The sequence below is a fragment of the Sphingobium sp. 15-1 genome (genome assembly GCF_013375535.1).
GTDB lineage: Bacteria > Pseudomonadota > Alphaproteobacteria > Sphingomonadales > Sphingomonadaceae > Sphingobium > Sphingobium aromaticivastans.
Window position 1 is genome coordinate 86,063 of sequence record NZ_JABXJG010000003.1, and the last position, 21,312, is coordinate 107,374.

Consider the following 21,312-nt stretch of genomic DNA (forward strand, 5'->3'; position numbering starts at 1 on the left):
GCAAGGGGTTCTGTCGGGCGGCGGCGCGATCGTTGCGACCGGATCGGTCGCAAGCACGATCGGCGTCGCTGGACTGGCGGCCTACACCGCCAACAAGCATGCGATCGCCGGCCTGGTCAAGGACGCTGCCATCGAACTTGCTGCGGCCAATATTCGCGTCAACGCCGTCGCCCCAGCGCCCATCGACAACGAGATGATGCGATCAATCGAACGCCAGGCGATTCCCGACGCGGATCCAGCGGCTCCGAAGGCATATTTCGTCGCGCTCAACCCCATGCAACGCTACGGCCGCAACGAAGAAGTGGCGAGTGCGATCGCTTTCCTTGCGAGCGACGAGGCCAGCTTCATAGCGGGTGTCGTCCTGTCTGTGGATGGCGGCCTCGTCATTCAAGGAAGAGGGCCTTTCTGTAATCTTGATCTCGATGCGTGCCTGCTTGATCGGCCCCCGCCTTATGGATGGGGTCGCCGCAGTAGCCGCCTCTTATGCAAGAGGCCTGCCTGGAAAAACATGTGCGGTAAATCGATGCGAACTCAAATGGTTGATCAGTGATGTCGGGATTTTCTTTTGACTTGGCCGGACGGACGGCCCTCGTGACGGGAGCGTCGTCAGGTATTGGCCGGCGGTTCGCGCGGATTCTCGCTGCCTCTGGCGCGAACGTTGTCGTCGGCGCCCGCCGGGCGTCGCTTCTGGACGAGCTATGCGCCGAGATCCGGGGCGAGGGCGGCCAGGTCCTGGGTGTGGTGATGGACGTCGGTGACGAACAGTCGACGATCGCCGCCTTCGATGCGGCTGAAGCGGAATTTGGCCCTGTCGATACGGTTGTCGTAAATGCCGGGGTCAGTCTGGCGGGAAGTGCCCTCGGGCTGTCGGTCGACGATTTTGATGCGACCATGGCCATCAACCTGCGCGGCGCCTTCCTCAGCGCGCGGGAGGGCGCACGACGAATGGTTGCCGACGGTACCACGGAGACGGGCCGCGGCCGGATCGTTCTTATCGGTTCCGTGACCGGCCAGCACGGCTTTCCGGGGATCGTCGCCTATGGCGCCTCCAAGGCGGCGGTGGCGCAAATGGGCCGGCTATTGGCGAAGGACTGGGCCGGCAAGGGCATCAACGTGAATGTCCTTGCTCCTGGCTATATGGCGACGGACATGACGCATTCGCTTTGGGAGGTCGAGAAGGGTCGCAAGCTTCTCGAGGGATTTGCCCGTCAGCGCCTCATGGGTGTCGATGCGCTCGATCCCATGCTCCTTTACCTCTGCTCAGATGCCAGCGCGCCGGTCACCGGCGGCCTTTTCACTATCGACGACGGCCAGACGCTTTGATCGGCCTCTCAAGCAAGGACTTATAGTTATGGATTTAGCAGGCGTAGCCGCAATCGTTACAGGAGGGGCATCGGGCCTGGGCGGCGCAACGGCGACGCAACTGGCAAAAGCCGGAGCAAAGGTCACAATCTTCGACCTCAATGCCGAACTTGGTACGGCACATGCGAACGAGATTGGCGGCCTGTTCCTGCCGGTCAACGTCGCGGACGAAGACCAGGTGCGCGACGCTGTGGCAAGGGCGGAAGCGAGCCACGGCACCGCACGGGTGCTGGTGAACTGCGCCGGCATCGGAACCCCAGCCAAGGTGATTGATCGCGAGGGCAATGCTCTGGCGCTCACCGACTTCACCCGCACCGTGTCGGTGAACCTCATCGGGACGTTCAACGTGCTTTCCAAATTTGCCGAACGCCTCCATGCCGTCGATCCGATCGGCGAAGAGCGCGGTGTTATCATCAACACCGCGAGTGTAGCGGCATTTGACGGCCAGATCGCACAAGCGGCTTATTCTGCGTCGAAAGGCGGCATTGTCGGCATGACCTTGCCGATCGCGCGCGAGTTCGCGCGATATGGTATCCGGGTGATGACGATCGCTCCCGGCATCTTCTGGACGCCTCTGCTCGCCGCGCTGCCGCAGGAAGCACTGGATTCCCTGGGCAGGCAGGTTCCATTCCCGAGCCGACTCGGTCAGCCCGACGAATATGCCCAACTGGTCGAGAGCATCGTCACCAATCCGATGCTGAACGGTGAGACTATCCGCCTTGATGGCGCTATCCGGATGGCTCCGAAGTGACCGGCGTCGGCATCGAAAAGGCGCGCGAGATCGCCGCACGGGTAGAGGCGTTCGTCCGCGCCGAGATCATCCCTTACGAGAAAGACGAGCGGCGCGACCATCATGGCGCGCCGACCGACGAGCTTGTCGTCGAGATGCGGGCCAAGGCCAGGGCTGCGGGCGTGCTCACGCCCCATATCCTTGCCGATGGCGCCCATCTTTCGCAACGCGAGACTGCGCTGATTCTGATCAAGTCCGGTCTCTCACCACTCGGCCCGCTCGCGGTCAACACGATGGCGCCCGATGAGGGCAATATGTACCTGATCGGGCAGGTCGGAACGGCAGAACAGATGGCGCACTTCCTTGCGCCGATGATCGCTGGAGATGCCCGGTCGGCCTTCCTGATGACCGAGCCGTGGGAGGATGGCGGTGCTGGCTCCGACCCTTCGATGATGAAGACGTCGTGTCGCCTCGATGGCAATCACTGGGTCATCAATGGACGCAAGCGCTTCATCACGGGGGCTCAGGGGGCTTTGGTCGGGATCGTGATGGCAAAATCGGAGGACGGTGCGTGCATGTTCCTCGTCGACCTGCCGGATCCTGCGATCCGGATCGAGCGCGTGCCGAACACCATCGACACCTCCATGCCCGGCGGTCATGCCGAAATCGCGATTGAGGACCTGCGCGTTCCCTCTGACCAGATGCTGGGACAGTCAGGCGAAGGCTTCAAATATGCTCAGATCCGGCTGTCGCCAGCGCGTCTATCGCACTGCATGCGCTGGCTCGGGTCGTGCATCCGCGCGCACGAGATCGCCACCGACTATGCCTGTCGCCGCCAAGCCTTCGGCAAAACGCTGATCGATCATGAGGGCGTCGGCTTCATGCTCGCTGAAAACAGGATCGACCTCCAGCAGGCCGAACTCATGATCCTGTGGTGCGCCGACATTCTCGATAGCGGATCGCTCGGTACGGTCGAAAGCTCGATGGCGAAGGTGGCAGTGTCCGAGGCTCTCATGCGCGTGGCGGATCGGAGCGTCCAGGTCATGGGCGGCAGCGGCGTCAGCGGCGACACCATCGTCGAGCAGGTGTTTCGTGAAATCCGCGCTTTCCGGATCTATGACGGCCCGACGGAAGTCCATAAATGGTCGCTGGCCAAGACGATCAAGCGCGAATGGGGCAAGGGTCAGTCATGAGCGGGGCCGGGCAGGATGCCAATATCGGGACGACGGCGGTGCGCGCGGGCTACGCCTTCGATGAGCAGGCGCTCGCCAGTTGGATGGAAGCCAATATCGCGGGTTTCGCTGGCCCCATCAGCGTAGAGCAGTTCAAGGGCGGGCAATCCAACCCGACGTACAAGATACGGTCGAGTTCGGGGACCTATGTCCTGCGTCGCAAGCCCCCAGGTCAGCTTCTGAAGGGTGCGCACGCCATCGAGCGGGAAGCAAAGATACTCCAGGCTCTCGGTAAGGCGGGCTTTCCTGTAGCGCGAGTCCATGGCCTGTGCACCGATGATAGCGTCATCGGAACCTGGTTCTACGTGATGGCTATGGTCGAGGGCCGGATATTCTGGGACGCAACGATCCCGGAGGTCGGCGCGTCCGAACGTCCGCTCTATTTTGATGTGATGAACGCGACCATCGCGCAACTCCACAGCTTCGATCCCGTCGCTATCGGGCTTGGTGACTATGGGAGGCCCGGGAATTATTTTGCCCGACAGATTGCGCGCTGGTCGCAACAATATCTCGACGATACCGACGCGGGCCGGGATCCAAACATGGATCGCCTGCTGCACTGGCTCCCGGCCAACATTCCCATGGATGAGGGCGAGGAAAGCAGCGTCGTCCATGGCGACTTCCGCATCGATAACATGATCTTTCACCCGACGGAGCCCAAGGTGCTGGCGGTGCTCGACTGGGAGTTCTCGACCCTCGGGCATCCGCTCGCCGATTTTGCCTATCATGCGATGATGTACCACATGCCGTCGCATATTGTGGCTGGGCTGGCGGGCGCCGACGTCGAGGCGCTGAACATTCCGAGCGAAGCCGATTATGTGGCTGCTTATTGTCGTCGCACCGGCGGCGACTCCATCCCCGGCTATCGCTTCGCGCTGGCGTTCAACTTTTTCCGCCTTGCGGCGATTTTTCACGGCATCAAGGGGCGCGCGATCCGGGGTACGGCTGCATCGGCGCAGGCTCATGAGCGCGCTGCGGCATTTCCAGAACTCGCAGCTCTCGCGGTTGCTCAAATTCCTGAAGGATCATGACCATGGCACAAGCCTATATCGTCGATGCAGTGCGTACCGCTGGCGGGCGTCGCAACGGCCGCCTGTCCGGAGTTCACCCCGCTGATCTCGCCGGCGACGTCCTGTCCAGCCTCGTTGCACGTACGGGCATCGATCCGGCGTCGATCGAGGATGTTGTGCTGGGTTGCGTGACCCAGGCAGGAGAGCAATCCTTCGCTTTCGCACGCAATGCAGTTCTCGCCTCCAACTTGCCGACGTCGGTGCCGGCGGTAACGGTCGATCGGCAATGCGGCAGTTCGCAACAGGCTGTCCAGTTCGCCGCCCAGGCCATCATGTCAGGCACCCAGGACGTGGTGATCGCTGCAGGCGCTGAAAGCATGTCGCGCGTTCCGATGTTCTCGAACCAGGCAGGTGGAGGCGTTCCGGTCAGCGACAGGATCCGTCAGCGGTTCGGCGTCGAAGGCTTCAGCCAGTTTGAGGGCGCCGAGATGATGGCGCGCAAATATGGCTATTCCCGCGAAACGCTGGATCGCTTTGCGCTTCACAGTCATCAACGCGCCGCTGCCGCGATCGACGCCGGCGCTTTCGAGCAGGAGATCGTTCCGATCAGGATTAAGACCTCGGATGGCACCGCTGTCCATCAGATCGACGAGGGCGTGAGAGCCGATTCGACGCTTGAGAAGATCGGGTCTTTGAAAACCCTTGTTGAGGGCGGCGTCATCACCGCAGGCAATGCCAGCCAGATTTGCGATGGCGCTTCTGCCTTGCTCGTGGTGAGCGAACGCGCGCTCAGAGCGCACGGTCTCACGCCCATCGCGCGCATCCACGCGATGGCAGTCACCGCCGGGGATCCGGTCATCATGCTGGAGGAGCCTCTTGCGGCGACGCAGAAGCTACTCGAGCGTGCGGGCATGTCCATCGACGAGATCGATCTCTACGAGGTGAACGAGGCTTTCGCGCCGGTTCCACTCGCATGGCTGGAGGTGATCAAGGCCGACCCTGCTCGCCTGAACATTCATGGCGGGTCCATAGCACTTGGTCATCCGCTTGGCTCTTCGGGCACCAAGCTGATGGCGACCCTTGTCCACGCCCTTCGACGCCACGGCAAGCGCTATGGCCTGCAGACGATGTGCGAGGCAGGCGGCATCGCCAACGCCATGATCATCGAAGCACTTTAAGGCGCTGGGGGAGAGTCTGGAAATGCCCAAAATTGCTGTCATTTTCCGCGATGGAGACCGACAAGAGGTCGATGGGGCCGTGGGCATATCGGTCATGGAAGCCATTCGCGACGCCGGCATTGATGAAATGCTGGCGCTTTGCGGCGGCTGTTGTTCATGTGCAACATGCCACGTGATGGTGGAAAGTTCGGCAGACGTCTTTCCGCCGATCGGCGAGGATGAGAACGACCTGCTCGATTCCTCGGATCATCGTACCGGTTGCTCGCGCCTCTCCTGTCAATTGATCGTCGGGGCTTCGCACGACGGCGTCGTCGTGCGGATCGCCCCTGAAGACTAACAGCGGCCTGGCGCATTGTGCTGCCATCAAGAAGGGAAGGGGTCTCCAATGCATACCGTAAAGCCATTGGCCGGAAGCTGCCTTTGTGGACAGATACACTACGAATTGACGGCGCCGCCGCTGTTGACCGCGATTTGTCACTGCGCCCATTGCCAGAAGCAAAGCGGGAGCGCCTTTTCGGTCAATCTCGTGGTGCAGCGATCGGATCTGGCCGTCTCTGGAGACCTGGCGTCTTACACGGATCGCGGAGAGAGCGGTACGGTCATCTACAGGCGGTTCTGTGCAGCCTGCGGCTCGCCCATCATGACAGAACCCTCGGACAAGCCCGAGATCGCCTACCTCAAAGCCGGCACGCTGGACGACAAGGGCGGCATCGACCCGAAAGTGCAAATCTGGTGCAGCAGCGCGCAGCCCTGGTGGTCGTCACAGTTCGAGATCCCCGCGTTCGACAGAAACCTCTCCCAGTAAGTCCTTGCTAAACCCCATTGCCCGCAACGGGCAGGCATTCTGCTAGGGTCATCGTGTAATTTGTGGCTGCTTCCCTCGGACCTCGGTTGAGGCGCACACTTCTGGTTGTCGAAGCCTGAAGGAAGGAAGCAACCATGGAGCACTATGCCGGATTAGACCTGTCGATGGAAACGACGCATGTGTGTGTCGTCGATGCTGATGGACGCAAGATCGGCGCGCCGTGCGTCGACAGCACGCCGGAGGCGATCGCCACGGCGCTGGAGCAATATGAGCCGGTCGAACGCGCAGTGATCGAGACGGGCCGGATGACCCCATCGATCGCGCTGGGCCTGCGCGAGCTGGGCGTTACGATCGTCTGCATCGACGCCCGTCAGGCGCACCAGAGCCTGAAGGCGATGAAGGCCAACAAGACCGATCCGCACGACGCCGCTGGCTTAGCGCAGCTGGCGCGCACGGGGTTCTACAAGGAGGTGCACGTCAAGTCGCCGGCGGCACACGGCGTGCGCTCGGTCATTACTGCCCGCAGGCATCTGGTCGAGGCGCGCGTCCGGCTCGACAACACCATCCGTGGTCTCTGCGCCACCTTCGGAATCCGGCTCGGCATCGGCCAGGTCGTGCCCCCGGTGATGGTGTAGCTCGGCGGTTAGCGAAGCTGACCGGACGCGCGCTCATCGATCAAGCGCAGTAGCGGCCGGTCAGTTTCGCGGGTGGCCATCGGAGATCTCGGATAGATTTGGGTTGCGAGACTCAAGCTATGGAGATCCCGATGACCAAGGAGATGATGGACGTTCAGGCGCTGCTGGGAAAGAGCGCCGACAGCGATTTTCTACGCGAGATGATCGGCTTTGCGGCGCAGCGGCTGATGGAACTCGAGGTCGGTGGGCTGACGGGTGCCGCTTATGGCGAGAAGAGCGCGGAGCGGCAGGCCCAGCGCAATGGCTACCGCGATCGGGATTGGGAGACGCGCGCGGGCACGGTCGAGCTGCGCATCCCCAAGCTGCGCACCGGCAGCTATTTCCCTGGCTTCCTGGAGCCCCGCCGGCTGGCCGAGAAGGCGCTGACGGCGGTGATCCAAGAGGCGTATATCCAGGGCATCTCGACGCGCTCGGTCGATGATCTGGTCAAGGCGCTTGGCATGAGCGGCATCTCCAAGAGCCAAGTCAGCCGCCTTTGTCAGGAGATCGACCAGCGGGTGAAGGCGTTCCTCGATCGGCCCATCGAAGGCGACTGGCCCTATCTCTGGGTCGACGCCACCTACCTTAAGGTCCGGCAGGCGGGGCGGATCGTCTCGGTGGCGGTCACCATCGCGGTCGGCGTCAACAGCGATGGTCGCCGCGAGGTGCTGGGCATGGCGATCGGTGCATCGGAAGCCGAAACTTTCTGGACCGACTTCCTGCGCAATCTGGCGCGGCGAGGCCTGCGCGGCGTGAAGCTCGTCATCTCCGACGCGCATGAGGGTATCAAGGCGGCGGTGTCGCGCGTCTTCAACGCCACCTGGCAGCGCTGCCGCGTGCATTTTGCCCGCAATGCCATCGCTCATGCCGGGCGGAGCCGGAACCGTGTCGTCTCCGCGCTGATCGCCACCGCGTACGCCCAGGACACCGCCGAGGCCGCCAAGCTCCAGTGGCGCAAGGTCGCTGATCAACTCCGACCGGCGGTGCCCAAGCTGGCCAAACTGATGGACGACGCCGAACAGGACGTGCTGGCTTACATGTCCTTCCCGCCGCAGCATCGCACGAAGTTGCATTCGACCAACCCGCTCGAGCGCCTCAATGGCGAAATCAAGCGGCGCACAGAGGTGGTCGGCATCTTCCCCAACGAAGACGCCATCACCCGCTTAGTCGGGGCTATCCTGCTGGAACAAAATGACGAATGGGCGGTCCAGCGCGCCCGCTACATGACACTGGAAAGCGTCGCCCAAATCGGCGATGATCCGTACGTCACGCTGCCGCCCATGGGTGCGTGATCAACCCGGCTCTAGCCGGAGATCGCCATGGCTACGCCGGCGAACCTACACCATGCGTTGGGACACGATCATCGGCCAGGGCGAACGGTTCCTCGCGCGGATGCAAGTGGCCGCCTCTGTCCCGGGTCTCGGCGAAGCGGTCGCATCGCTGCTCCGTGCCCGCGAGCGCCTCGTCGTGGAGATCGGGCAGCTGGATCGTCACCTGAAGGCGATCAGTACCACATCGCCGGTCTGCCAGGCCTTGATGAGCATCCCCGGCGTCGGTGTGCAGACCTCGGCCGCGTTCGCCGCAGCGGTTGACGACGCGAGCCGGTTCAAGCGATCCAGAACGGCCGGTGCTTACTTCGGCTTGGTCCCGCGCCGACATCAGATCCGGCGAACTCGACTGGACAGGACGGATCACCAAACAGGACGACGGCACAGTCCGCAAGTTGCTCTATGAGGCGGCCAACTCGATCCTGACGCGCACCAAGCAGAGCTTCGCGCTGAAGACCTGGGCGCTGAAGATCGCGAAGCGGCGCGGCCTTCGAAAGGCCAGGGTCGCGCTCGCCCGCCGCCTCGCCGTCATCATGCACGCCATGCTGCGCGATGGTACTTTTTTCGAGGCCTAAGATACTGTAGAACCAGTTCGCCAGCGGTGATGCTCGCAAGCTGACCCGAGGGCGGTGTCCCGCGAGGGAACGCAGGGACGGACGATCTGCGAAGGTGATCAGATGGGCTGCCAAGCCCGCTTCGAGTCAATGCAACGTCCGGCCTTGTGAGACCCGATACAGCACCACCGATCTCCGGATCGGCGAGTGCGGACAGATCCTTGAAACCCTCAAGGGACAACCGCCAAGCAACTGCAAATTACAGATCCTGATCTTAGTCGACTGGCCGGCTTCGTTGGTGGCCGACCACGTTTTCCGATCAATTTTCCCAAGATATCGGGCGATCCTGTCATCGAAAGACGAAGGCAGTGGCGCCTTGAAGGCTTTAGCAGTATCCGGTCCGAATGCATCGGACCGGATTTATGGTTGGACGCGTTTTCGTCAGTCCGCAGGTGACTGGCTGTGTCGAACTACGTTTTTACCTGCTTCTAAAGCCTTCTAGAGAAGGTGGTTCGGCATCGTGAGAACCGCCTTTACGATCTTTCCGTCGTGCTGATCCTGCACCGCCTGATTGAGCTGGTCGAAGCGGTACAGGCTGATGAGCTTGTCGAAGGGAAACCGGCCCTCGAGATAGTAAGAGATGAGTTCGGGGATGAAGCTGTCCGGCTGGCTATCTCCCTCGATGATCCCCTTGATCGTGTAGCCGAACATGAGCACTGTTGAAGCGAGGCCAGGCAGGCGCTGCTCGGGGTTCGACGGCACGCCGAGCAGTCCGAGCGTACCGTGCGGACGCAGGCATCCAAGCGCGCTGTCCATCACAGGCCCTGCGCCGGTGGTATCCAGAGCGAAGTCTGAGCCAGCACCTGTGAGGCGTCGAACGACCTTGTTCACCTTCTCGACCGTCGGGTCGATGACATGCGTGGCGCCGAGCTCGCGCGCCAGCGCACGACGTTCCGCCTTGGGGTCAGAGACGATGATGGTTGTGCATCCGGCAATCACGGCACCGAGAACTGCGCTGAGCCCTACCGAGCCTCCCCCCAAGATGACGATCGAGGATCCTTTGGGGCAGGCCAGTGCCCGCAGCACGGCGCCGGCACCAGTTTGTACGCCGCAACCTAGCGGTCCTAAAAGTTCGAGCGGGACTGACGGATCGATCTTCACCACGTTGGATTCGTAAGCGAGCGCATAGGTCGCGAAAGACGATTGGCCAAAGAAGTTGCTCGACACGGGCGCGCCATGATTGTGGATCGCCGTCGAGCCATCCGGACGGCAGCCCGTGTAGTTCAGGGCCAGTGCCTGCTCGCAATAGGTCGGCTCTCCCGTGAGGCAGCGGGTGCAGACACCGCATGAGCGGAATGTCAGAACCACATGATCGCCTTGGGCGACTTTCGAGACGTTCGCACCAACCCGAGCGACGATACCGGCCCCTTCATGCCCCAAAATGGCCGGTAGCGGTACAGGAAGGATCTGATCCCGCGCGACAAGATCGGTGTGGCAGAGCCCCACAGCAGCGATACGCACCAATATCTCGTCGTCACGTGGTTCCTCCAGTTCGAGTTCGGCGAATTCGAAATCGGCTTTCGGGAATTTGGCGACTGCCGCAGTTATCTTCATCGATCGCATACCTTAAAAGTGGCCCTCCTGTTGCTTGCCATGTGGGCCCCTTCGTCGCCCTAGCCAAAAGGAGGGTGAAATCACTTGCCAGAGTTTATCTATACGCATAAATAAACACATGGAGAGAGGATTCGTATGGCTAGGATAGGCGTCCGCGTCGATGAGAATGGCCGCGTAGCAGCGCGGGAGCGTTTGCTGGACGCAACCAGCGCATTGCTGAGCGAGCGTGATACGCTGGACATTTCTCTCAGCGAGATCGCCGTTCGGTCTGGGCTCAATCACGGGCTGGTGAATTATTATTTCCGGGGTAAGGAGGGGCTATTGCTGGCTCTCCTCGAGCGCGACGCTGCCAAAGCCCTGCACAACCTCGAATATCTTGTTGTCCAGGATGTGGCGCCGCTTAAAAAGCTCGAGCTGCACATCCGTGGTGTCATCAACGTCTACTTCCGTTATCCCTATATCAACCGACTGATCAATGTTCTTCAGTCCGGCAATGCCGAAACCGCTCGCGAATTAGCCAGGATTTTCATAGCGCCACTTCAACAGTATCAGGCACGCATCCTCGACGAATGTCGCCAGGCCGGCGATATAACCTCTGTCGACACCAACCTTTTCTATTATACCGTGATCGGCGCGTGCGAGTTTCTGTTCCATTCGCGCAGCACCCTGCCATTTCTATCGGGCCCCCCGGAAATTACACCAGCCCTCAAGGACGCCTACGCCGATCATCTGGTGCGCTTCCTTCTCGACGGGCTGAAGACCAGAAGCGAGCGTCTCGGCTAGAGAACGCCCAAGGAGTAGGATCAATGCTCAGGACCCACGCACGAAGTGCAGAGACGGTTTCCTCTGCAGTCCAGTCTCAGGCCGTGCCCGAGGCACGCAATGTGGCGAGCAGGGCTGTCCCCACAAGGGCGTTCGAGCGATTGCGCCAGAGCAAGTCCAGCGTGATCCTCATCTCCGCGCCGCCAGGCTATGGCAAGACGACCCTTTTGCGGGGCTATTCCGACGCGATTGAATATGCTGGCGGACAAGTCGCGTGGTGCCAACTGGATCGCATCGTCAGCGACGGGCAACCCGGCGGAAACGCTGACGTCATCTTCATCGACGATGCCCACGATGCCGATTCGCGCAAATTTGCCCGGCTGATCCGAACCATCACCTCCAATGATGCGACACAGTGTTTTGTGATCGCTACGCGGATGCTTCCCGACATGGACTGGATCAGTCTCGTGGCAAGGGGGCGGGTTGAAATACTAGATGTGGAACTCCTCGCCCTTGATGAAAATGAAGTCGGTGCGCTCCTTGGTTTCTATGCCGGCCAGATGCCGAGCGCGGGACAGACTCGGAAAGTATCGCAATGGATCGAAGGCTGGCCGATCGCCGCGCAATGCTATGGCATGCTGGCAAGGCGACGTGGAGGATGGTCAAAGGTAGATATTCGTGAAGTCTATCCCCGCGATGATCTCGGTCAGTATCTCAACGAAAGCATATATTCAGAGCTTGATGACGCAATGCGTCGCTTTCTGTTTGATCTGGCGGATTTGGAGCGTTTTTCGCCGGCAATGCTGCGAGAGGTGATCAATCCCTCGTCCGAGCTCCTTCTCCAGCGCGCCCGACTTGAAAATGTCATGATCGTTCCTGCCACAGGCGGCGGCGATTGGCTGCGACTTCACGGGATATTTCAGCAGTTTCTGGACGCGAAAAAGCGACAGGCTGGCGCGACAAAAAGTATTGAGCTTCTGCGCGCTGCCAGTGATTGGTGCGAGTGGCGGGAGGCCTATTGCGATGCTGTCGACTACGCCCTTGGGGCAGGTGACCTCCAACGTGCGCAAGACCTTATCGTCACAAATGCGGCCAATATCGCCCATGGTCTAGGCGAATTGCCGCGAATGCTGGCTTGGACCGAACAGCTCGAGCAAGCCGGTCAACCAATCTCCATTCCACTCAGGCTCTGGAAGACATGGGCACTGGTGCTGGCCCTGCAAGTTGATCCGGCGCTGGCCGAGCTCGACATTCTCGACCGTGAGATGCCCGAAGACGCGCCCAGGCTCTGGCTGGCGCATCGCGACAGGCTGAGGGTTAGCGTCGCCGCGCGGGGCGATGACATGCTGGCACTGGTCGATCTGGCGGACAACTGGATGACGCGCTGGGAACAGCTCGATTCGTTTCACACCGCCGCAATCTGTGTCACGCGATCTCTGGGGCATTATCAGTTGGGAGACAGGCATGCGGCCCGACGTGACCTGCTGGTTGCCCGTCAACGGGCTGGAGAAGGGGGCGGAAAATACGGCCAGCTTTGGGTCGCGAAGGCGGAAGCCTATCTCGAGCTTCAATCTGGTCGTGCGACCCGGGCTCGAGAAATCATTCTTTCCGCGCTCGAACGCGCCCACGCATCCGACGAGATCGCGGCATCGATGATCGGAACCATCCACCTGCTCGCCGCGAGAATTCTTGTCGAGACGGGCGAGGTTGCCCTCGCTCGCGAACATCTCTCCGCAGGGCATCTCCATGTCGGCGATAATGGGCTGATCGAAGCGCACATTGCTGCGCTCGAAGCCGCAACACTGCTTGCCGAGGAATCTGATGGTGTCGATGCGGCGCTGTGTGAGACCCAGCATCGGTTGGTCAGGGGGCTGCGCTACGGCGTAAGCGCCGACCTGCTGGCGGTGGCCCTTCAACTTAGGCACGGTCGCGCCGCGGATGCATCGGACAATTTCAATGCAGCATTTGTCGGCCTTGCCGAAGGGTGGCGGCATGTTGCGACGGGGCAGTTGATCCCTCAATATATGGCCCATGATGTCGAACAGACCCATGCCTGGGTGGCGCTCAGCGAGGGAAAGGTCACTGAGGCATCGGCAATTGCCACCAGGTTGCTACCGGCTGCCGAGAAGGCAGGGCGTGCGCGCGATCATGTCCAGCTCCTGATGCTTTCGGCGACCTGCTCGGCGGGCGCTGGAAAAATGGGGGACGCCAAACGCAGCTTCGAACGCGCCATCCGCATGGCCAGCGAGCGAGGATTTCACCGCACGATCTTGGACTTTGGATGGGGCTTGACCTCGTTGCTCGCGGAGACCGACCTGTCTTCGACTGTGACAGGAGCGAGCGGAGTTCTCATCGAAGCGCTGCGTTCGCGCTATCGTATACAGGCTGAAGGAAGTAACGAGCAGGCCCCGGTCGACCGGCTGACGGCGCGCGAGCATGAGGTGTTGGTTCTGCTGGATACCGGCCTAACCAGCCAGGCCATCGCTGACCATATCGACCTGGGCCTTTCCACGACGAAGTGGCACATTCAGAATATCTACAACAAGCTTGGAGTGCGTAATCGGTCGGGCGCCCTCGCGCGCGCCCGCCGATTGGCCATGCTGTAGGGATCAGGCAGCCTTGGCAGCCTTTACGGTGATCGTTTGGGGCATGGTATATTCGAGCAGGCCGCCCAAGCTATTCTCGACACCGAGGCCTGACTGCTTGTGACCGGCAAATGCCTGGAATGGCGAAAGATGTTGAACTTCATTGACCCAGACGGTTCCGGTCTCTAGCCGCGCGGCGATTGCCAGCGCTGCGTCGGTGTCCGACGACCAGACTGAACCTGCCAGCCCAAATTCAGAGGCATTGGCGCGAGAAATCACATCCTCGAGTTCGCTGAACTTTATGAGGGGCAAGATGGGGCCGAAAGCCTCTTCCTGAACAACGCGCGAATCTTCAGGCGGGTTGTCGATGATGGTCACGGGAATGAAATAGCCTGAGCCATCCTGCGGGACGTTACCGCCAGTGAGAAAGCGAAGCCCCTTGTCCTTGCAATCGTCGATGATCTCCACGACCCGGTCGAACTGTTGCTTATTCTGCACAGGGCCAAGTTCGGTGCCTTGTTCGGAACCGTCACCCATTTTCACCGATTGCGCATAGTCTGTCAGGGCCGCGGCAAGCCGATCATAAATCGCTTCATGGACGTACATCCGCTTGGTTGCGATGCAGATCTGGGCCGAGTTCCGGAAAGCAGCCCAGAACAGGTCCTTGGCAACAGCATCGACATCGACATCGGGCATGATGATCGCCGCATCATTGCCCCCAAGCTCGAGCGTCACGCGCTTGAGGTCGGCGGCAGCCGACGCCATCACGCGCTTGCCCGTGGCGGTCGAGCCGGTAAAGCTGACCTTGTCGATTCCCGGGTGAGCCGTCACTTTCGGGCCGAGCGCGTCACCTCCGGTGATGATGTTGAGTACGCCATCGGGGATGACGCCGCGCAGCAGTTCGCCGATCCGTAGCATCGTCAGCGGTGTGAAGGGAGACGGCTTCAGGATCATGGTGTTGCCCGCTCGCAACGCCGGGGCGATCTTCCAGAAGGACAGCAGGACCGGGAAGTTCCAGGGCGAGATACCGGCGACGACGCCTATAGGAACGTGCCGTGTCTCGGACCGCCGCTCGACGCTATCCTCGTTCACTTCGACGGGTATCTCCATCCCCGCCAGCGACGATAGCCAATAAGCTGCGCCCATTATCTCGAAACGGGCTTCGTCATGAGGCTTGCCCTGTTCGCTCGTCAGCAGGCGCATGAGTTCGTCTGCATTCGCGGCCAGCACAGCGGCGGCGGCCTTGAGGACACGACCACGGTCCATATCCGACGTGGCCCGCCAGGCCGGAAAGGCTGCACGTGCGCTTGCGACGGCCTGTTCGAGTTGCTCGGTCGAGCAATCGGGAGCGGTTGCGAGCGGCTTCCCGGTTGCCGGATTTATGACAGTGATCACGTCGGTACTCTCGACTGCCTTGCCGGCGATTGTCATCGTAAAATTTTTCATTGTCAGTTTCCCTTAGCGACCTGTCCAACGCGGTGCGCGTTTCTCGATGAAAGCGCGCGGACCTTCCTTATAATCGTCGGTGAGCGCGAGCCTCTTGCCCATGGCAGCGGCTGCGGCTTCAAGATCTTCTTCGGGCCGATTATACGCGTCACGCGCTATTACCAAGCTTTCTCTGACGGCTATCGGCGCATTCGCCGCGATGAGTTCGGCCAGCGCGAGAGCCTCTGCGGCAACATCGGTTTTCGCGACGACCCTGTTCACCAGACCGAAGGCGTGTGCGCGAGCGGCGGAGATCGGCTCGCCCGTTGCGATAAGTTCAAGGGCGATTGCACGGGGCAGTGCCCTGGGGAGCCGGAAGAGGCCGCTCGCTAACGCGGCCAGGCCTCGCTTGACCTCCGGTAGCCCAAGCTTCGCGTCATCTGAGACGACCGACATGTCGCAAGAAAGAACAATCTCCGTACCACCGGCCAGGGCGACGCCGTTTACTGCCGCGATCCAGGGCTTCTGGCGCGGCGCTCGGACGAACCCCGCAAACCCGCCGTTACGGGTAACGAGGTCGCCAATTCTGCCTGCTGAAATCTCTTTCAAGTCCGCGCCGGCGCAGAATGCACGATCTCCGGCGCCAGTGAGGATGACACAGCGAATCTCGTCGTCGGCCTCGGTTTCGATGACCGCCTGTTCCAGCGCGCGCGCTACCGCTCCATTGATCGCGTTCCGCGCATCAGGGCGGTTGATGGTGACCCGCGCGACGTGAGGGACGGGGCGGTCAACGAGGATTTCGGTCATTAAAGTCTCCATTCCAGCAGGCCGTCATCCCCGGTCGTCACGGTTCCGTTCTCGCCGATCGGCGAACGCGACATGTCGGTCAGACGCGCAATTGTATGTGTATCGGCAGGAGGGACGCGCGCCATGGTGCGCCGACCGTCGAGCGTCCGCAGAATCACGATCCCGCGATCGATAGCGTTGTCACGACCGTACAGGACGGTGAAACTCTCAATGGCCGCGCGTCCCTCGTAGCAGTCTATTACAAGTGGCACAGCGCCCCGTATCGCATCGGCTTTGTTGTCGACGCGGTAGTCCATGGCCGGACGCATCTGCGGCCTATAACTCGAGAGCACGACGGCGTGATGCTTGGTCACGAAATCACCCTGGCCGTAAAGCAGGCCGTTGCCCGCTTGCGCCCTGAGCTGGCGTGTCATCGCACATGTCGCGTGCAGCATATAATCGTTGAACGGTCCGCCGAAGAAAGTGAGCCCGCCCGTAACGGTTGGTACGACATCTTCGCCCAGACCAAGCGTGCGCCGCGCCATCTTGGGCACGCAGGGGAAGCAGCTGTAAAGTTCGAGATGGTCGAACGGAGCCTCATTCAGGGCGCCGACCGCTTCGAGTACCGCCTGCTGAGAGGGGGACGTGTGATAACAGTCCCGATCAAGATAATCCTCGGGCTCCTTCGATGCGGCGCCGCCAATGAGATAGATCATGCGGGCTGGATCGACGCCCAGGTCACGTGCCGTTTCTTCCGCCATGATGATAGCGGCCGCGCCCTGATTCACCGTTGGATTGGCCACCATAAGCTTGGGATAGGGCCACGCGACCAGCGGGTTTTGCGGTGTGACCGTCGCAATTTCCGAGGGCGCAACGGCGCGTTGCAGCCAGGCGGTAGGGTTGATCGAGGCGACGGCGGCGTAGCGCGACCACAGGTCCGCCGATTCGGCCTGCGCTTCGGCCGGGGTCATGCCCCATGCCTGCAGCGTGGCATTCTCGAACAAGGGATAGATGTAGGTCGGTTGCGCGATGCCATGGGCGCGGCCCATCGGGGAAATCATTTCCTCGACCCGCCACGGTTGCTCCATGACCTTCGCTTTGGCGACCCATGGTAGATCAACGCCCGCCTTGCGCGCCTTCTGTATGGTACTGCGCGCCTCTCCACCGCAGATAAGCGCGATCCTGGACTGCCCGTCGATGATACGCAGGGCAGCGTCGTGCAACACCCTCAGTGGACTTTCGCCGCCGCCAGCATGATAGGTGGCGCGCGCGGGCGCAAGCCCCAGCCGCTCGCATAATTTGCGTGCGGTATCCTCGTAACGCCATGAGATCTGATGTATCACCTCGACAGCGTCGATCCTGTCCAACAGGGCGACGCCGCTATCGACCTCTGCATTCCTCGCAGCGGCTGCCATAAGATCCAGGGGATCGAGGCCCAGGAAAGGCTCCGGCGGCCGATCCTTGATTTCGCCAACACCGACAATGACCACATTGGTCATGCGGCGGCATCCGGTGCTCTACCCAGTCCGACGTCTGCGAGGATTTCCTGGGTGTGCTCGCCAAGACGGGGCGGATCACGGCGGACAGAAGCCGGCGTTGCACTGAATCGAACCGGATGCCGCAACGAGATATACGTACCTTCGGATGGGTGCTCGCGCTTCTCGAAAAAGCCGATGGCGTTCAGATGCTCGTCGTTGAGAACTTCGTCCAGACGGTTGACCTTCATGCAGGGCACGTTGCGTTGGGTCAGGGCATTGACCCACTCGCGCGTTGTCTTCGTCTTGGCGACTTCCTCGATCATCGCATAGATTTCGCTGATATTCTCGGTCCGGAGCGCATAGGTCGCGTAGCGGGGATTCTTCGTGAACGTACCCGGCGGCAGCCCGCCGATCTCGAAGAAATCGTCCCACTGCGAATCTGAGTAGGGGAGGATCGCGAGGTAGCCGTCCTTGGTCGGATAGGGCTTGCGGTTGGGATTGAACACGCGACTGTAACCAAAACTGCCAGTCGGGGGCTCAAAAGTATGGCCGTAAAGATTCTCCGTCATGTTGAAATAGCTGAAGCATTCGAACATCGGCACTTCGACAAACTGACCCTGGCCGCTACGCTGCCGATGGAACAGCGCTGCCATCGTCGCATAAGCGCCGAACAGGCCAGATGACTTGTCGGCAATCAGCGATGGCTGGTATCGCGGAGCCGGGTTTCCATCGACCCGGCTCATCAGGTCCGTGCCGCCCGCAGCAGCCTGGATCAGGTCGTCATAAGCCTGCTTCTTGGCATAGGGACCCTCCGAGCCGTATCCCGAGCAATGGACATAGACGATATCGTTCTTCAGCGCTTTTACCGCCTCATAACCAAAGCCGAGCTTTTCGAGCCCCCCCATTCGGACATTGGTGATGAAGATATCGGCGCCCGCGATCAGCCGCCGCAGTGCCTCGCGGGCGTCTTCCTGCTTGAGATCCAGCAGCACGGACCGCTTGTTGCGGTTGTAGTGCATGAAGATCGGCCCCATCGCCTGGGTCCTGGCGGACTTGCCCGTATAACGGAAGATATCGCCCCCATTGTCGGCGCGGGTTCCCGGCGCCTCGACCTTGATGACATCGGCGCCCAGGTCGCCGAGGATCTGCGAGGTATAGGCACCGAAAAGGACGCTGGTCATGTCGACGACTTTTATGCCGTCGAGTGCACCGGGCGAAGCAATGGGGACGTTCACGTTGACCTCTATTCGGTTAATATTTGAAGGAAGCGACCAAACCGTAGGTCCGCACCATTCCGGGAACCCGGATGGACGTGTCGGTCAGAATATCGGTCGCGGTATAATAATTCTCGTTGAAGAGGTTGCGGGCATAGAGGCCGATGCTCCAGCGATCGTCCTGCCGATGCAACGCGATGTTCGCGTTGACGATCGTATAGGCCTTCACGTCAAACACCGGATCCTCGTCGAGCGAACCGACGGTCTTGCCCTGGTAGTTGCCGTTGGCGCCGAACTGGATCGCAAGATCGTCATTGATCGGTAGATCGTAGGAGACCAGCGCGTTGAGCTGATACTTCGGCGTGAACGGGAATGCCGAACCGGCAAAGTCCTGCGCTTGGCCGAAGCGGTTGAAGCCGGTGAACTCTGTGACCTTGGTGTGGGTGTATGACGCGCCGAATTTGAGCAGCAGCTCGCGTGTTGGCGAGATGGTGATGTCGGTCTCCGCGCCGTACACTTCGGACTTGGGGATATTCACGATGCGGGTCAGCGAAACGAAGATCGGATCGAGTATTTCGCCGAACACCTGCTTGTCGCGATAGTCATAGAAGAAACCGGCGGCGTTGAACTGCACCAGGCGGTCAAGCAGTCCCAGCTTCACACCCGCCTCATAGGCGGTAACCTTCTCCTGGCGCGCTGGAACGAGCTGGGTGGCTACGTTGGCGGCGACCACCGGGAAGGCGCCCGACTTGTAGCCGCGGCTGACCGATGCATAGGCCAGGGTGCGGTTGTTGGGAGTCCAGGTGAGGGCGAGGCGCCCTGACACATTATCCTGCTTGAGCTGGCTGCTGACAAGGCCGGCCGGACCTGAAAAATCGGCCTTATAGGTCAGGCACTGATTGGGGCCGATTCCGGGGTTGGCAAACGGACGGCCTGTCCTTGCGGCAACGATTGCCGCCACGCCCGTATTCCATACCGGCGCGGTGTTGTTGTCATGGTCGGCCGAGCAACCTTTGAAGTCGAGCTTGTCGTCCGAATAGCGTACGCCCCCGCTGATCTTCAGCTGGTCGGAGATCGCCCAGTCCGCGTTTGCAAATGCGGACAGCGAGCGGCTGACTTGGCTGGACAGATTTCGGAACGTGTTGAAACCGTTTGCGATCTGCGTGGGAGTGTAGGTCGTTTGCGGAACCGTCTGGCCCAGGAAGGCCAATGTATTGAGGATCGAGGAGTCGCGATAATAGCCGATCTGGTCGTCGCGAATTTTGTCGCGCGAAAAATAGCCACCCACGATCCAGTTTACGGGGCCAGTCTCGCCCGTCAGGCGCAACTCTTGCGAAAAGGATCGGATGCGGCCGTCCGAGAGATATTCCGATGGTTCGAAGGTCGTGCCATCCACGTCGTTCATGTCATGACGCTTGACGTCGGAATAGCCTGAAAGCGATGTAAAAGTCAGGGCGTCATTCAGTTCATAATCTATCCGGCCAGTGGCAGACCAGAAGCTGGAGTCTGCCTTGTAGGCTGGCTTGCCCGCATAGCTCGGACCCCAACTCGCCTCGCCGGCCTTCCAGTTCGTACGGATCTGCGATGCAAGCCCTGGCGCGACAAATGGCGCAGAGTCGGGATTGAAGGCGACCGCCTGGACCGCGATCGTGTCGGAATTATCTTTCCAGAAGGAACCGCCGAGCGTGACGGTCAGGCGATCTGTGGGTTCCCACAGCAGGGTGACGCGCCCACCCATCCGGTCTTTTTCACCGAGACGCTGTCCGGGCACATTGACGTTCCGCTGCCAGCCCTTGTCGGAGGTGTCCCAGCGTCCCGCGACGCGGATGCTCAGCGTGTCCGTCAACGGCCCGCTGACGAAACCTTCGAAGTTGATCGTCTCGTAATTGCCCAACTCTGTCGTCAGACCGGTATGGAAATCCCTGGTGGGCTTCGCGGTGATGAAATTCACCAGGCCACCAGTGGTGTTCCGGCCATAGAGCGTGCCTTGTGGCCCCTTGAGTACCTCCACCCGCTCGATGTCGTAGGAGGGACCGTTGCTCATATAGGGATAGGCGTAGGCGACCTCGTCGATATAGATGCCGACGGGCGAAGTTGCCGACAGATTGGGCGTGTTGAAGCCGATGCCGCGCACCGTATAAATGGGCGTATTGGCGCTCGAACGGCTGAAGTTGAACGCGGGAACCAGTTGCGAGATACCCGCTGCGTCGGTCACGCCGGCCTTCACGAGGGTGTCGCCACCAAATGCCTGTATCGAGAGAGGCACCTTGTTGATGCTTTCCGATCGGCGCTGCGCCGTCACCACGATATCACCGACCCCGCCATCAGCATCCTGATCGGCGGTTGGGGCCTGCTGTGCAGACGAGGCAGCTTGTTCCTGCGCCTGCGCTACAGTCGACAGAGCTGCTATTGCGATCGCCACGCACGACACCGTCATCAGATACTTAGTTCCAGGCATGTCCATCCCTCCCTCTTATTGAATTGGCCCGAGCGGCCTTGCTTCATCTTGACTAAGTGCATCCCAAGCGTCGCAACCCCGTAAAAAGGACGGGCACTCATCATTCGGGCTCGAGGC

The 21,312-nt window shown here is 60.9% G+C and carries 17 protein-coding genes and 2 pseudogenes; 13 read left to right on the top strand and 6 right to left on the bottom strand.

Annotation, left to right across the window (positions count from 1 at the left end; translation table 11 throughout):
- Window positions 1-7 precede the first annotated feature (7 nt).
- The 11 genes and pseudogenes from HUK72_RS23445 to HUK72_RS23495 form a co-directional block, all read left to right on the top strand.
- Window positions 8-550: pseudogene (locus HUK72_RS23445) on the top strand (SDR family NAD(P)-dependent oxidoreductase); the annotation flags it as partial.
- Entirely contained in the window at window positions 550-1,323 is a 774-nt protein-coding gene (locus tag HUK72_RS23450) for an SDR family NAD(P)-dependent oxidoreductase (protein WP_176598982.1), read from the top strand. The pseudogene HUK72_RS23445 and the gene HUK72_RS23450, both read left to right, overlap by 1 nt.
- Before the next feature lie 28 nt (window positions 1,324-1,351).
- Window positions 1,352-2,113 carry an SDR family NAD(P)-dependent oxidoreductase gene (locus HUK72_RS23455; RefSeq protein WP_176598983.1) on the top strand — a complete coding sequence of 254 codons (762 nt, stop codon included), beginning with the start codon at window positions 1,352-1,354 and terminating at the stop codon, window positions 2,111-2,113.
- Window positions 2,110-3,285: an acyl-CoA dehydrogenase family protein gene (locus HUK72_RS23460; RefSeq protein WP_336952340.1), complete on the top strand. Its 1,176-nt coding sequence runs from the start codon at window positions 2,110-2,112 to the stop codon at window positions 3,283-3,285. Before HUK72_RS23455 ends, HUK72_RS23460 begins: the two co-directional genes overlap by 4 nt.
- Window positions 3,282-4,355 (top strand): phosphotransferase, encoded by a 1,074-nt coding sequence (locus HUK72_RS23465; RefSeq protein ID WP_176598984.1) that lies wholly within the window; start codon window positions 3,282-3,284, stop codon window positions 4,353-4,355. The genes HUK72_RS23460 and HUK72_RS23465 overlap by 4 nt, the downstream gene beginning before the upstream one ends.
- A 2-nt stretch (window positions 4,356-4,357) precedes the next feature.
- Complete coding sequence (locus tag HUK72_RS23470) at window positions 4,358-5,512, top strand: acetyl-CoA C-acetyltransferase (RefSeq protein ID WP_176598985.1); 1,155 nt, start codon at window positions 4,358-4,360, stop codon at window positions 5,510-5,512.
- 22 nt (window positions 5,513-5,534) lie between these two features.
- Complete coding sequence (locus HUK72_RS23475) at window positions 5,535-5,849, top strand: 2Fe-2S iron-sulfur cluster-binding protein (protein WP_176598986.1); 315 nt, start codon at window positions 5,535-5,537, stop codon at window positions 5,847-5,849.
- 48 nt (window positions 5,850-5,897) lie between these two features.
- Window positions 5,898-6,317, top strand: a complete 420-nt coding sequence (locus tag HUK72_RS23480) for a GFA family protein (RefSeq protein ID WP_176598987.1) — start codon at window positions 5,898-5,900, stop codon at window positions 6,315-6,317.
- Window positions 6,318-6,451: 134 nt separating this feature from the next.
- On the top strand, window positions 6,452-6,952 hold the full coding sequence (locus tag HUK72_RS23485) for a transposase (RefSeq protein ID WP_255325976.1): 501 nt from the start codon (window positions 6,452-6,454) through the stop codon (window positions 6,950-6,952).
- Between the two features lie 131 nt (window positions 6,953-7,083).
- Entirely contained in the window at window positions 7,084-8,283 is a 1,200-nt protein-coding gene (locus HUK72_RS23490; protein ID WP_176598988.1) for an IS256 family transposase, read from the top strand.
- Window positions 8,284-8,515: 232 nt separating this feature from the next.
- Window positions 8,516-8,894: pseudogene (locus HUK72_RS23495) on the top strand (transposase); the annotation flags it as partial.
- A gap of 477 nt (window positions 8,895-9,371) precedes the next feature.
- On the opposite strand, the gene HUK72_RS23500 reads toward HUK72_RS23495, so the two are convergent.
- Complete coding sequence (locus HUK72_RS23500) at window positions 9,372-10,487, bottom strand: NAD(P)-dependent alcohol dehydrogenase (protein WP_176598989.1); 1,116 nt, start codon at window positions 10,485-10,487, stop codon at window positions 9,372-9,374.
- Window positions 10,488-10,622: 135 nt separating this feature from the next.
- On the opposite strand from HUK72_RS23500, the gene HUK72_RS23505 reads away from it, so the two are divergent.
- Window positions 10,623-11,270 carry a TetR family transcriptional regulator gene (locus HUK72_RS23505; RefSeq protein WP_176593098.1) on the top strand — a complete coding sequence of 216 codons (648 nt, stop codon included), beginning with the start codon at window positions 10,623-10,625 and terminating at the stop codon, window positions 11,268-11,270.
- A 23-nt stretch (window positions 11,271-11,293) separates the two neighbouring features.
- Window positions 11,294-13,855 carry a LuxR C-terminal-related transcriptional regulator gene (locus HUK72_RS23510; RefSeq protein ID WP_176598990.1) on the top strand — a complete coding sequence of 854 codons (2,562 nt, stop codon included), beginning with the start codon at window positions 11,294-11,296 and terminating at the stop codon, window positions 13,853-13,855.
- Window positions 13,856-13,858: 3 nt separating this feature from the next.
- Here the strand turns inward: HUK72_RS23510 and HUK72_RS23515 are convergent, their stop codons facing one another.
- From HUK72_RS23515 to HUK72_RS23535, 5 genes are read right to left on the bottom strand one after another with little or no spacing between them, the layout of a single operon-like run.
- Window positions 13,859-15,280, bottom strand: coding sequence for an aldehyde dehydrogenase family protein (locus tag HUK72_RS23515; protein ID WP_176598991.1), 1,422 nt, complete (start codon window positions 15,278-15,280; stop codon window positions 13,859-13,861).
- Between the two features lie 12 nt (window positions 15,281-15,292).
- Window positions 15,293-16,066 carry an enoyl-CoA hydratase-related protein gene (locus tag HUK72_RS23520; RefSeq protein ID WP_176598992.1) on the bottom strand — a complete coding sequence of 258 codons (774 nt, stop codon included), beginning with the start codon at window positions 16,064-16,066 and terminating at the stop codon, window positions 15,293-15,295.
- A complete protein-coding gene (locus HUK72_RS23525; protein WP_176598993.1) occupies window positions 16,066-17,544 on the bottom strand; it encodes an acetyl-CoA acetyltransferase in 1,479 nt (492 codons plus the stop codon). Before HUK72_RS23525 ends, HUK72_RS23520 begins: the two co-directional genes overlap by 1 nt.
- Window positions 17,541-18,758 carry a CoA transferase gene (locus HUK72_RS23530; RefSeq protein WP_176598994.1) on the bottom strand — a complete coding sequence of 406 codons (1,218 nt, stop codon included), beginning with the start codon at window positions 18,756-18,758 and terminating at the stop codon, window positions 17,541-17,543. The genes HUK72_RS23525 and HUK72_RS23530 overlap by 4 nt, the downstream gene beginning before the upstream one ends.
- A gap of 16 nt (window positions 18,759-18,774) precedes the next feature.
- Window positions 18,775-21,195, bottom strand: coding sequence for a TonB-dependent receptor (locus HUK72_RS23535; RefSeq protein WP_176598995.1), 2,421 nt, complete (start codon window positions 21,193-21,195; stop codon window positions 18,775-18,777).
- Window positions 21,196-21,312 lie beyond the last annotated feature (117 nt).

What these genes read in the sequence shown, in the direction of transcription:
- HUK72_RS23465 (WP_176598984.1), top strand. Translation starts at nt 3,282, where the DNA reads ATGAGCGGGGCCGGGCAGGATGCCAATATCGGGACGACGGCGGTGCGC.
- HUK72_RS23450 (WP_176598982.1), top strand. Translation starts at nt 550, where the DNA reads ATGTCGGGATTTTCTTTTGACTTGGCCGGACGGACGGCCCTCGTGACG.
- HUK72_RS23475 (WP_176598986.1), top strand. Translation starts at nt 5,535, where the DNA reads ATGCCCAAAATTGCTGTCATTTTCCGCGATGGAGACCGACAAGAGGTC.
- HUK72_RS23535 (WP_176598995.1), bottom strand. Translation starts at nt 21,195, where the DNA reads ATGCCTGGAACTAAGTATCTGATGACGGTGTCGTGCGTGGCGATCGCA.
- HUK72_RS23520 (WP_176598992.1), bottom strand. Translation starts at nt 16,066, where the DNA reads ATGACCGAAATCCTCGTTGACCGCCCCGTCCCTCACGTCGCGCGGGTC.
- HUK72_RS23525 (WP_176598993.1), bottom strand. Translation starts at nt 17,544, where the DNA reads ATGACCAATGTGGTCATTGTCGGTGTTGGCGAAATCAAGGATCGGCCG.
- HUK72_RS23505 (WP_176593098.1), top strand. Translation starts at nt 10,623, where the DNA reads ATGGCTAGGATAGGCGTCCGCGTCGATGAGAATGGCCGCGTAGCAGCG.
- HUK72_RS23515 (WP_176598991.1), bottom strand. Translation starts at nt 15,280, where the DNA reads ATGAAAAATTTTACGATGACAATCGCCGGCAAGGCAGTCGAGAGTACC.
- HUK72_RS23470 (WP_176598985.1), top strand. Translation starts at nt 4,358, where the DNA reads ATGGCACAAGCCTATATCGTCGATGCAGTGCGTACCGCTGGCGGGCGT.
- HUK72_RS23485 (WP_255325976.1), top strand. Translation starts at nt 6,452, where the DNA reads ATGGAGCACTATGCCGGATTAGACCTGTCGATGGAAACGACGCATGTG.
- HUK72_RS23480 (WP_176598987.1), top strand. Translation starts at nt 5,898, where the DNA reads ATGCATACCGTAAAGCCATTGGCCGGAAGCTGCCTTTGTGGACAGATA.
- HUK72_RS23490 (WP_176598988.1), top strand. Translation starts at nt 7,084, where the DNA reads ATGACCAAGGAGATGATGGACGTTCAGGCGCTGCTGGGAAAGAGCGCC.
- HUK72_RS23510 (WP_176598990.1), top strand. Translation starts at nt 11,294, where the DNA reads ATGCTCAGGACCCACGCACGAAGTGCAGAGACGGTTTCCTCTGCAGTC.
- HUK72_RS23455 (WP_176598983.1), top strand. Translation starts at nt 1,352, where the DNA reads ATGGATTTAGCAGGCGTAGCCGCAATCGTTACAGGAGGGGCATCGGGC.
- HUK72_RS23500 (WP_176598989.1), bottom strand. Translation starts at nt 10,487, where the DNA reads ATGAAGATAACTGCGGCAGTCGCCAAATTCCCGAAAGCCGATTTCGAA.